Origin of the sequence: Roseivivax halodurans JCM 10272 (assembly GCF_000521785.1) — a bacterium.
Lineage (GTDB): Bacteria > Pseudomonadota > Alphaproteobacteria > Rhodobacterales > Rhodobacteraceae > Roseivivax > Roseivivax halodurans.
In genome coordinates this window covers 1-9,025 of sequence record NZ_JALZ01000066.1, presented here as the reverse complement: position 1 = coordinate 9,025, position 9,025 = coordinate 1, and the positions used below count along the sequence as shown (strand labels likewise).

Here is a 9,025-nt window from a genome sequence, read left to right as displayed (position 1 = left end):
CACCATTTCCCGGGACACTACCTCAGCAAGGGTCAGAAGGGGCCAAATTCTTAAAACGGCGAGCTCAAGAATGCGGGGCCTTCGAAGTCACTTCATGACACTACGTTAAAGTTGTTGTCTTCAAGTGCGCCATGGTAAAAATTTGCCTTAGAAAACAAACTTTTCCCAGTCGGATACCGAATCATGCCTGTGCGCCACATCCACCTCGTTCTCGACAAAGAACGAGCCTCGCTCCTACGAGCTTGGGGCTCAACCCAGGCGGAAGAAGGCCTTATCCGCAAGGATCTGTTCTCTGAGCGCGAAGCGCGATCCCAGATCGAAATGCTCTACGATGCCCTGACCAAGGGCGTCAGCGCCAGCGTTGAAGGCGACATGCTCGACCCCGAGGCTGACTGCTGGGACGATCTGCGCGCGGCACTGGCCGAGGTCACCCGCGAGCGCACAAAGCGCGGTGTCTCCACGGGAGATATGGCAGCCTTTGTCCTGGCGCTGAAATACCCACTCTTCGAGCGCCTCGGCGCCACCGTCGATGACACTAATGGACGGGTTCTGATAGAGGCCATCAACCAGTTCACCCGCCTGATCGACGCCGTGTCCCTCTACACCACGGAGCTGTGCATCTCCGAGCGGGACAAGACCATCAAGCGCCAGCGGGACGAGATGATGGAACTTGCCTCCCCCGTGGTCGAACTGTGGGACCGCGTCATCGCCGTGCCGCTGGTCGGCACACTCGACTCCATGCGCGCGCAGGAGGTAATGGAAAACACCCTTTCGGCCATCGTCGAAAAGAAGGCCGACATCGTCATCATCGACATCACCGGCGTCGTGACCGTGGATACCCAGGTCGCGCAGCATCTGATCCGCACCGCCGCCGCCGTCCGTCTTATGGGCGCCGAGGCAATCATCAGCGGCATCAGCCCGCGCATCGCTCAGACGATGGTGCAACTTGGCGTCGACACCGGCGAGGTGCGCACGCGCAGCTCGCTGCGGATGGCGCTGGCCGATGCCTTCCGTCAGCTCGACACCGATGTCGTTGTTCGCAACGCCCGGTAAGGACGAAAGTTGATGGCACAGGCAGCAGGATTGTTCATGGTCGACGAGATCATGCTGGTCGCGATCGACGAGGACATCAACGATAGCGACATCGTTGCCTTGCAAGACCACCTCGCGGAGGAAGTCCATGCCAACGATGCGCAGGGCATAGTGATTGATATCAGTGCGCTCGAGATCGTTGACACCTTCGTCGGGCGGATCATCGCGCAGCTGGCGGGCATAGGTATCCTGCTTGACGCGCCGACCTACCTCGTGGGGATGCGCCCGGCGGTGGCCATGACGCTGGTTGAGCTGGGCATGACTCTGCCGTCGGTTAAGACGGCGCGAAATCTTCAGCACGCGGTCACCCGCCTCCGGGCCTCGCGGTGAAACGCCTTCGCGCGCTGCCCGGCACCCTGTTCGAGCGGCACGAGATCACCGCCGAGCCGGATGTCTTTCGCGCGCGGCAGGCAGTGGGACGCGCCATGGACGCGCTCGGCGCAAAGGTCATCCGCAAGACCCGCCTTGTCACCGCCGTCAGCGAGATCTTCCGCAACGCTCTAATTTACGGGGGCAGCGCGGTGGTGCGTATCTACTGCGACGCGGAGGACCGCATGGTGTGGGTCGACTGCTCGGACAACGGTCCCGGCATCGCCGACATGACGCTTGCCATGAGTGATGGCTATACCTCAGGCCGCGGCCTCGGGCGCGGGCTTGGCGGCGCCAAGCGCCTTGCGGATGAATTTGAGATCGTCTCCGAACCCGGGGTCGGCACACAGGTTAGATTGGCCGGGCGCGCGTGACGCGGCCAAGGCTGAAAGGGACGGCGTCATGCTTGAATGTCTCACCATCGCTTCGCGGGCGGATGTGGCCGCCGCGCGACAGCAGGCAAGAGCCGAGGCCTTGCAGGCCGGGCTGAGCGCGGAGCGTGCCGAGGACATCGCCATCGTCGCGACAGAGTTGTCGACCAACATCATAAAATACGCAGGCACGGGACGGTTCCTCGCCCAGGCGGTGCCGCAACCCGACGGCGTCTGCCTCGCGCTGGTGGCCTGCGACGAGGGCCCGGGGATCGAGAACCTTGACCAAATGCGCCAAGACCAAGTCAGCGGAGGCGACAGCGCCGGAATCGGCATTGGAGCGATCGAGCGTCTTTCCGACCGGGCCGATGTCGTCACCAGCTCCTCCGGCACGATTTGGGCGTGCGCCTTCGACAGTGCAGACGTGAAACGCCCGCACGGGCTCGATATCGCTGGACTGCGGTTGTCGCATCCTACCGAACAGGTTTGCGGCGATGCCTGGGGCACCGTGGCCCATCGCGCGGGCGTGCGCTTGGTGCTGGCCGATGGCATGGGCCATGGGGAAACCGCCGCCGAGGCAGGTCAGATCATGGTCAATGCCTGCCTCCGGCGCCCTGTCGACACGCCGAAACAACGCCTGCTGCAACTCGCCGAGGAAATGGCGCGCAGCCGTGGCGGGGTGGCCTCCCTGCTCGACCTGGAGCCCGATATGCAGCGCGTCTGCTACGGCAACCTCGGCAATATCAGCGGCTTCTATTTGCGGCAGGGCGCGCAAAAACGCCTTGTCTCGCGCGATGGCTTCGTCGGCAGCCCCCGCGCCCGACCTATGGAAGAGCAGATGGATCTTGAGCCCGGCGATATCTTCGTCCTGCACAGCGACGGATTGCGCACCATCCCGCCGGAGGTCGCGCTCCGCACCACGCGGCACAGCGCCCTGATGATCGCGGCGCTGCTTCTGTTGGACCCCGGGCGCCATCGACGCGATGACATCTCGGTCGCCGTGGCCCGCTGGATACCGGCGGGCTGATCACTTCGCCTACTACACCTATCAGTCCATCCGGAGAGGATGATGGCCCAGACGATAACCTCGCTTTCCCTGACCGCCGCCGACGACGTGAAGGTCTTGCAGCAGATCACCAAGGCCGTCGCCGAAGCTCTGAGTTTCAAGCAGTTCCATGCAACGCGACTGGTCACCTGCGCCTTGGAGCTTGCGCGCAACGTGATCGAGCACGGTGGCGGCGGCTATGCTCGGCTCAGCCTGCACGAACCCCGCGGCGGCGCGGTGATGCTGCGTGTTGCGTTCGCTGATCAGGGCCCAGGCATCGGGGATCTGGACCAAGTGCTCGCCACGGGTGGTGCGCGAAGCATCGGGCATGGCCTTGGACTCGGGCTGGCCGGCGTGCGCAGCATGGCAGACGAATTCCACGTTGACACAGGTGCCACGGGCACCCGCATCCATGCTGATTTCGCAGCGCCGATCGAGACTCCGGACTTGGCGCGAGTCGCCGAGCATGCAGGCAACCGTTGCGACGAGATCCTCATGCGCGAAAGCAACGCGGACCGCCGCATTCGCCAGCTTGAAAGCGACCTCAATGCCCGTGAACTAACCATCGGAGAGGTCCATCACCGCACGGCGAACAATCTGACCATGATCGCGTCCCTGATCCGCATGGAGCAGCGCCGCGCCAAGGGCGAGGAAACTCGGGACGTTCTTGCCTCGCTCGGAATTCGGGTGGATTCGATGGCACGGACCCACAAGCTCTTGCAGGACGGGTCCGGCGAAACAGTCGCCCCCGGGGCCTATCTCCAGCAGATTACCGCATTGGCCGAGACCTTCAATCGCGCTGATTTGCAGGTCGCGGTCGACATCGACAGCGACGACCAGCCGATCCCGGCTCGCCTTGCCCTTGATCTGGGGTTGATCACCGGCGAGCTTGTCACCAATGCCTTCAAGCATGCCTTTCCGGATCGTTCCGAGGGGCGTATCTCGATACAGATCGTCTCGCAGAACGACACTATTCTTTACCGCTTTAGCGATAACGGCATCGGTCTGCCGGAAGGAGAGCAGCCCGAGAGATCCGGATCGCTTGGCTGGCGTCTGATCCGCTCCACCGTGTCAAGCAATCTGGGACATATGACGGTGAAGACCAAAACCGGTCTGTCGATCGAGATGAGCTTTCCGCGCTTCGCCTGACAACGTCGAACCGGGTGCCGGAGCCTGGCACCGCAACTCCTTTTAGGAATGGGGCAATACGCGAAGCGGTGTGCAACGCGAAGCTTCTCCTTTGCGCGCATTGCAGTCGTTCTTGGTTGGCGCGGCGAACGGCCGCTCTCCGCCCTTCGCTACGGCGAGCCTGGGGAAAGCAGCCTTCCGGCCTGACGGTTTGCTTTGGTGACTTCTACGTTCGCCACGCGGCAGCGCCGCAAGCCCGCTCCCTGCCCTTCCTGCAAGAGCAGCTACCCTGAGGGTCGGACCTATCATGTCCGCTTCGGGCCGTTCGCACAGCCGCTTCCTCAATCAAACCTCGAGCTCGACGTCGCGGTTCGTAAGCGCAACGGGCTCTGGCGCTGTGCGGGTCTGGGTGTGAATTCGAGGGACGGGACCGGTCACTACCTTCGATGCCGATCGATACTGTTCCCCGTGCATCTTGAAGGCCTAGGACACTGCAAGCTCGTTCGGATCACCCTTCCCGCCTCTCCAGCCACTCCGCGATCATACGCCGGATCATCTCTGGCCTCGTCGGCACGTCCTGCTCGACGCGCCTGGCGTCGTCGATCGCCTGCAGCATCTCCGCATCCACGCGCACGAGGACCGGTGACGTGTCGACTTTCGGCCGCCCCTTGGATTTCATGATATTGACCTCTTGATTTATCGATATCAATATCACATGTAATGCGTGTCGGCGCAAGAGTTGGCCCTCCTGCACCGACACTGACCAATCTGATCTATTGGGAGATCATCATGGCTGCTTATGCCTCTATCACGACCCCGCTTCCGTCCGGAACCTGTTCCGAGAGCTTCTTCGACAACGCTGACGCACTCGATGCCATCATCGATCAGCTGCACGCGGCCATCGATGCCGAGGCGTTCATCGGCAATCGATTTTTTGATATCGAGCTGAGCCAGATCGCGCATCAGGCCGCGGATGCCTGGGCCACCTGCGAGACCGCAACGCTGCTCTTTCTCGCGCGCCCCAATCTGGAGGGCGCCCATGTCCTCGCTGCAGAGCATGTGCTCGACGTGCTCCAGGATCGCGGGCTCGATCACAACCGCCTGCGCACTGCGCCTGTCTCATTGATGCGCGCCGCATGCCGCGTGGCGACCCGCGTGGATCTCGAGAGCCTGGTGCTGACCCGGCAGCTGTCGCACCTCTCTTCGGTCCTGCGCGCGATCATCGACGACAGCGAGACGGCCGCTGTTTCAGAGCCCGATCCGGATTTTGACCCCGGCGTTCCCTCATTGGCTTGAGCTCTTTCGCCTATGCGTTTCGGGGGCCCCGGGCCCAGCCCGGGTCCGCCCCTCTATCTCCATTTCCGCCGGCTTCGGGAGGATCCCCATTCACAGCTTCATTCCCTATCTCCTGCCTCGTTGACACCACGAGGGTCACTCTGCGCGCCGGACCCCTGCCCGACGCTCTGCATGAGGCCGCGACGCGCGCCGGCTTCGACATCATCTCACGGCTTACGGATCGCACCCGCCTGCTGATCCGCTGCCGGCCCTGCGGCACCCTCCTCGTCAAGCGCCGCAGCGTGATCCGCGATCACTCTCCGGAATGCCCGGCCTGCATCCAGATCCGCCGCGCCGCGGCGGCATCCCGGATCGGGGCCATCCTGATCGGTTCCGATCCGGATCACCGCCATTACGGCGTGTTCCGACTGGCTTGCGGTCACATCGTGCGCCGGCAGTACTATCGGATCGAGCGTGCCGCCGATGGTGGCTGTTCGGCAGGCTGCGAGCTGTGCCGCGAAGAGCGCTATGAGGCCATTGCCCGGGGCCACGACTGGCGCCTTATCGGTCCGCCCAAGTCCGGTCGCACCGGATATCGCAGCTATCGCCACAGCTGCGGGCATCTACAGGATGTCTCGGTGGGCAACATGCGGTGGGGCGACGTCGATTGCGCCGCCTGTGGCGAGAGCTGGACCTCCAAACCCTCGCAACTCTACCTGTTTCGGGTCGATCTTGACCCAAGTGCGGTGCTGAAGCTGGGCTATAGCAGCGACCCGGCACGGCGGTTGCGACAACAACTCGGAATTGCGCGGGACACGCCGAGCCGGATTCTCCGGACCGTTTCGGTCCCGACCGGCCATGAGGCGGTCATCCGCGAGAAGGCCGCGCATGCCTACATGCGCCGCCATCATCCGGAGATGATCCTGCCCAAGTCGGTCTACGGCGACGCGATCAATACCCGCACCGAGATCTATCGTCTCGCTGCGGAGCCGATCCTACGCCGTCTGCTCGACTGCATCGCAGCGGATCTCCCCCTGTCGTCTCCCTGATCTCATTGCGCTCTTCTTCCGGACAGCCTCGGCTGCCCGGCGTCTCTCCCAATCACCCGGAGGCCGTTCCATGCATCAATCTACCGGGCCTGTGGCCCTTACTTCTTTCGCACGCACCTTCTCACGCGCAGTGCTCAAGGACCTCGTGGAGCGCGGCCTCGTGATCGAAGACGCGGTGCGCGCACGGCTCGGCGACACTCGCTCCGCTCCGGAGCCGGAGCCGGTGCCGGACACGGTGCCGCTCTGCGCAAAGCTCGACGCGTCCTATCGCGGTGAGCCCGAGGCCAGCGCCATGTCGGACGAGGAGATCGCGGCCCGGATCGCATCCGGGGCAGATCCCTTTGCCACGGATCTCCACGGCCGCCCACATCGCCGCATGTCCTCGCCGCTCATCCGGGAGATGAGCATGGCGCTGCGCCTTCTTGCGTTGACGCCGACCCAGGACGCTTTCGAGCACGTCTGCACAGCAGGGGTTGTGACGACGCTCGTCATCCCGCAGCGCCGGGACCGCGAACTTGGCTGGCGCGCCCTGAAGGAGATGTTGCACGCATTCCGGAAAGCCTCCGCGTCTGGCGGGATTGCCATGAGCTGGCCCGAGACGCCTGTCTACGGGGGCGATGCAACCGAGCGTAATCAGGCGCGCAAGCAATCGGAGTTCGCGGAGGCCGTCGAAACGGCCATCAGCAAGGGTGCCCCGGTCTGGGCTCTGGTGTCGCATGCGGACGACATGCCAGACATCGGCCGCATGGTCAGTGGCGCGACGTGGCACGTCCCGCCACTGACCCGCGAGATGATCGTCGAGATCCTACGCGTCACGCATTCCATCACCGGCGATCTCGCGGAGGACGCCGTTCTCGACCGTCTGCCAGCCGACGCCGCGCTTGCGGGCCTGCACCCTGCCCTCGTCGACCACGCAATGACTGCGGACACCACGCTGCGCGTCGCCGAGCGCCTCGCCGGACTTGCCGCCCGCGCGGACGTTCGGCCCGATCTGACGCTGGACGATATCGCCCTGCCCGCTCGGGTGCGCAGCAGTCTCGATCGGCTGCTCGCGGATCTCCGCGCCTGGCAATCCGGATCGCTCGACTGGTCGGAGGTTTCCGGATCGATGTTCCTGAGCGGCCCGCCGGGAAACGGCAAAACGCTGCTGGCCTCCGCCCTCGCCGGATCGGCCCGGGTGCCCCTGATCACCACGAGCTACGCAGACTGCCAGCGCCATGGGCACCAAGGGGACTTTCTGCGGGCACTATCGGACAAGGTCGCTGAGACGATGTCGCGTGCCCCGGCTGTCCTGCTGATCGACGAGCTGGACTCGTTTCTGGTTCGCAGCAACGTCACGCAAAATTCCAGTTACAATATCGGGGTGGTGAACGGCCTGCTCGAGCACCTGTCGCGCCTCAACGATGCGCCCGGCGTGATCGTGATCGGCGCCGCCAACAATCGTCATCTCATCGACCCCGCGATCCTGCGTCCCGGTCGGTTCGACATGCATTGCGAGATCGGCCCGCCGGATCAAGCCGGGATCATCCGGATCCTGTCCGGATCGCTCGACCATCCGGATCGGTTCGATCTCGCGGCCCATGCGCGGCAGCTGTCCGGCTGCTCCGGCGCGACCGTCGCCGCGATCATCCGAGACGCCAAGGCGCGCGCACGTCAGGATAGCCGCCCGCTTGACGACCGCCATCTCGTCGCGGCCATTGCGGAGGTTACATCCGATCGCTCCGACGAGGATCTGTGGCGCATTGCCATCCACGAAGCAGGACACGTGGTCGTCAACTGGCGCCTGACCGGGGCTCTCCCCACACGCGTCCGGATCACGCCCGAAGGCGGCGAGGTCCACGACACACCCAGATCGATCGAGACTGCGGCGTCAGCGCGCATACGCATCGCAGCTCTGCTCGCCGGTCGCGCCGCCGAGCGCGTGCTTCTCAAGGGGCCGTCCAGTGGCGCGGCCGACGACCTGGCGCAAGCTACGCGGGTCGCATTCGATCTGCGACACAGCTGGGGATTGGACGGCGGCAGCCTGCTGGCCGTACCGCCTTCTCTCATCGGAAGCATGCTGCCCGGCACCGAACTCGGCGATGCGCTGGATCGCATCCTGCGCGAGGAAGCCGATTTCGCGGATAGTGTCGTCCGAGAGACCTCGAACCTCATCGAGGCGCTGGCAAAGAGGCTCGTTCGCATGCGGGAGATGGAGCGGGACGAGATCGAGGCGTTCTTTCGAGATCATTTCGACCATACGCGAGCCGGCTCCCCAAGTAGCGATCTCCGTTGAATGACAAGGAACAGTTTTTCGGATGATGAGCCTTGCCTAACTGTAAGCATGCATAGCATTGTGGTCTTGCCCCCGTTTCGCCGGACACTCAGGCCGTTGCGGTTTGAGCTTGGATGAACTCGCGAGGCGAGCGCATCTTCAGCGCTGAGTGCGGGTGAATCATGTTGTAGTCCTCGAACCACCCGGCAATCAATTCGAGGACGGTGGCAGCGTCTGGTAATGGCGTGACCTGCACGTAGTCGCGCTTCAGGGTCTTCACGAACGCCTCCGACACGCCGTTGCTCTCCGGGCTCCTTACCGGCGTGAAGCACGGCTTCAGTCCGAGCTGACGCGCAAAGATGCGTGTTTCGCGCGCGGTGTAGGGCGAGCCATTGTCGCTCAGCATCTCGACGGAATGCGGCGCGCGGTAGCCGCCGAACCG

10 protein-coding genes are annotated in these 9,025 nt (G+C 63.9%); 8 read left to right on the top strand and 2 right to left on the bottom strand.

The genetic code is table 11. The features are described from left to right. The first annotated feature begins 183 nt into the window (after nucleotides 1-183). Genes OCH239_RS20520 through OCH239_RS20500 form a run of 5 tightly spaced genes read left to right on the top strand, consistent with a single transcriptional unit; the run spans nucleotide 184 to nucleotide 4,026 of the window. The gene (locus OCH239_RS20520) at nucleotides 184-1,053 is read left to right on the top strand and encodes an STAS domain-containing protein (RefSeq protein WP_037267147.1); all 870 of its coding nucleotides are present in this window, start codon (nucleotides 184-186) and stop codon (nucleotides 1,051-1,053) included. A gap of 36 nt (nucleotides 1,054-1,089) precedes the next feature. Then, nucleotides 1,090-1,422 (top strand): STAS domain-containing protein, encoded by a 333-nt coding sequence (locus OCH239_RS20515; RefSeq protein WP_244430415.1) that lies wholly within the window; start codon nucleotides 1,090-1,092, stop codon nucleotides 1,420-1,422. Continuing rightward, on the top strand, nucleotides 1,419-1,835 hold the full coding sequence (locus OCH239_RS20510) for an ATP-binding protein (RefSeq protein ID WP_244430414.1): 417 nt from the start codon (nucleotides 1,419-1,421) through the stop codon (nucleotides 1,833-1,835). The genes OCH239_RS20515 and OCH239_RS20510 overlap by 4 nt, the downstream gene beginning before the upstream one ends. 28 nt (nucleotides 1,836-1,863) lie before the next feature. Further along, nucleotides 1,864-2,859, top strand: coding sequence for an ATP-binding protein (locus OCH239_RS20505; protein WP_037267144.1), 996 nt, complete (start codon nucleotides 1,864-1,866; stop codon nucleotides 2,857-2,859). A gap of 42 nt (nucleotides 2,860-2,901) precedes the next feature. Further along, entirely contained in the window at nucleotides 2,902-4,026 is a 1,125-nt protein-coding gene (locus OCH239_RS20500; RefSeq protein ID WP_162150040.1) for a sensor histidine kinase, read from the top strand. A gap of 487 nt (nucleotides 4,027-4,513) precedes the next feature. Here OCH239_RS20500 and OCH239_RS20495 read toward each other — a convergent pair whose 3' ends face one another. Then, a complete protein-coding gene (locus OCH239_RS20495; RefSeq protein WP_084782747.1) occupies nucleotides 4,514-4,684 on the bottom strand; it encodes a ribbon-helix-helix protein, CopG family in 171 nt (56 codons plus the stop codon). A gap of 110 nt (nucleotides 4,685-4,794) precedes the next feature. Between OCH239_RS20495 and OCH239_RS20490 the strand changes: the two genes are divergently transcribed. From OCH239_RS20490 to OCH239_RS21915, 3 genes are all read left to right on the top strand, one after another. After that, nucleotides 4,795-5,301: a hypothetical protein gene (locus tag OCH239_RS20490; RefSeq protein ID WP_037267141.1), complete on the top strand. Its 507-nt coding sequence runs from the start codon at nucleotides 4,795-4,797 to the stop codon at nucleotides 5,299-5,301. Between the two features lie 281 nt (nucleotides 5,302-5,582). Beyond that, the gene (locus OCH239_RS23210; protein WP_051489689.1) at nucleotides 5,583-6,329 is read left to right on the top strand and encodes a hypothetical protein; all 747 of its coding nucleotides are present in this window, start codon (nucleotides 5,583-5,585) and stop codon (nucleotides 6,327-6,329) included. Nucleotides 6,330-6,399: 70 nt separating this feature from the next. Then, a complete protein-coding gene (locus OCH239_RS21915) occupies nucleotides 6,400-8,604 on the top strand; it encodes an AAA family ATPase (RefSeq protein WP_084782741.1) in 2,205 nt (734 codons plus the stop codon). A gap of 88 nt (nucleotides 8,605-8,692) precedes the next feature. On the opposite strand, the gene OCH239_RS20475 is transcribed toward OCH239_RS21915, so the two are convergent. Further along, on the bottom strand, nucleotides 8,693-9,025 hold a 333-nt coding region (locus OCH239_RS20475), incomplete at its 5' end, for an IS3 family transposase (protein WP_037267140.1).

What these genes read in the sequence shown, in the direction of transcription:
- OCH239_RS20520 (WP_037267147.1), top strand. Translation starts at nt 184, where the DNA reads ATGCCTGTGCGCCACATCCACCTCGTTCTCGACAAAGAACGAGCCTCG.
- OCH239_RS20515 (WP_244430415.1), top strand. Translation starts at nt 1,090, where the DNA reads ATGGTCGACGAGATCATGCTGGTCGCGATCGACGAGGACATCAACGAT.
- OCH239_RS20505 (WP_037267144.1), top strand. Translation starts at nt 1,864, where the DNA reads ATGCTTGAATGTCTCACCATCGCTTCGCGGGCGGATGTGGCCGCCGCG.
- OCH239_RS20500 (WP_162150040.1), top strand. Translation starts at nt 2,902, where the DNA reads ATGGCCCAGACGATAACCTCGCTTTCCCTGACCGCCGCCGACGACGTG.
- OCH239_RS20495 (WP_084782747.1), bottom strand. Translation starts at nt 4,684, where the DNA reads ATGAAATCCAAGGGGCGGCCGAAAGTCGACACGTCACCGGTCCTCGTG.
- OCH239_RS20490 (WP_037267141.1), top strand. Translation starts at nt 4,795, where the DNA reads ATGGCTGCTTATGCCTCTATCACGACCCCGCTTCCGTCCGGAACCTGT.
- OCH239_RS21915 (WP_084782741.1), top strand. Translation starts at nt 6,400, where the DNA reads ATGCATCAATCTACCGGGCCTGTGGCCCTTACTTCTTTCGCACGCACC.